A 1,402-nucleotide genomic window follows, 5' to 3' on the forward strand; every position below is an offset into this window, starting at 1 on the left:
TGAACTGCACCCCAAAAGTTAGACAGAAAAAATCTAACTTTTGGGGTGTTTTATTATGAAATTAACTTATGAAGATAAAGTTCAAATATATGAATTGAGAAAGCAAGGTCAAAGCTTCAATCAACTTTCAAAAAGATTTGGTGTGGATGTTTCTGGTCTAAAGTACATGGTGAAATTAATTGAACGTTACGGAATAGAAATCGTCAAAAAGGGGAAGAATCGTTACTATTCCCCTGAATTAAAGCAAGAAATGATTGATAAAGTCCTACTTGAAAGTCGTTCACGAATAAGTGTGGCTTTAGACTATGATTTACCCAATCCTTCGCTGTTGAAAAATTGGATAGCACAATACAAGAAAAACGGGTATACTATTGTTGAGAAAACAAGAGGGAGAGTACCTAAAATGGGACGTAAACGTAAGAAAACTTGGGAAGAAATGACAGAACTAGAGCGACTCCAAGAGGAGAATGAACGCTTACGTACCGAGGTGGCTTACCTAAAAAAGTTAAAAGAGCTAGAAGACAGGGACGAAGCCTTAAAGCGAGAAAGGCAGAGACAATTAGAGAAATGGCTTCAGGAGGATTTCGACTAGATTTACTTCTTGAAACAGCTCATTTAGCTCGCTCGACTTATTACTACCAGTTGAAGCAACTGGAGGGACTTGACAAAGATAAAGAGTTTAAAGACGAAATTCAGTGGATTTATAATGAACATAAAGGCAATTATGGTTATCGACGAATGACTCTTGAACTAAAGAATCGAGGTTATTCGGTCAATCATAAGAAGGTCCAACGTCTGATGAAGGTCCTTGGTTTAAGCGCTCGAATTCGTCGGAAACGAAAGTATTCTTCTTACCAAGGAGAGATTGGCAAGAAAGCGGACAATCTTATTCAACGTCAATTTGAAGCAACCAAACCAATGGAAAAGTGCTATACGGATGTAACAGAGTTTGCCATTCCAAAGAGTACGCAGAAATTGTATTTATCGCCTGTTTTAGATGGCTTTAACAGCGAAATTATTGCTTTTAATCTTTCTTGTTCTCCTAATTTAGAACAAGTAAAAACGATGTTGGAACAGGCCTTCACAGAGAAACACTACGAGAATACGATTCTCCATAGTGACCAAGGTTGGCAATACCAACACGATTCTTATCATCGGTTCCTAGAGAGTAAGGGAATTCAAGCCTCTATGTCACGTAAGGGAAATAGTCCAGATAACGGCATGATGGAATCCTTCTTTGGTATTCTTAAGTCTGAGATGTTTTATGGTTATGAGAAGTCGTTTAAATCACTTGAGCAATTGGAACAAGCCATTGTAGACTATATTGATTACTACAACAATAAACGAATTAAGGTAAAACTAAAAGGACTCAGTCCTGTGCAATACAGAACTAAATCCTTCG

At 37.4% G+C, this 1,402-nt stretch carries 1 protein-coding gene; it reads left to right on the forward strand.

Going from position 1 to position 1,402, the window contains the following annotated elements; genetic code table 11:
• Positions 1–55: 55 nt before the first annotated feature.
• Positions 56–1,402 (forward strand): IS3 family transposase gene (locus tag OCF96_RS09835; RefSeq protein WP_261447053.1). Its coding sequence is split into 2 segments (ribosomal slippage), with 1,348 coding nucleotides annotated over them: positions 56–497 and positions 497–1,402; the frame shifts between segments, so codons are not numbered across the junction. This gene is flagged as partial in the annotation.

Source organism: Streptococcus mitis, from assembly GCF_946190065.1.
Lineage (GTDB): Bacteria > Bacillota > Bacilli > Lactobacillales > Streptococcaceae > Streptococcus > Streptococcus mitis_DE.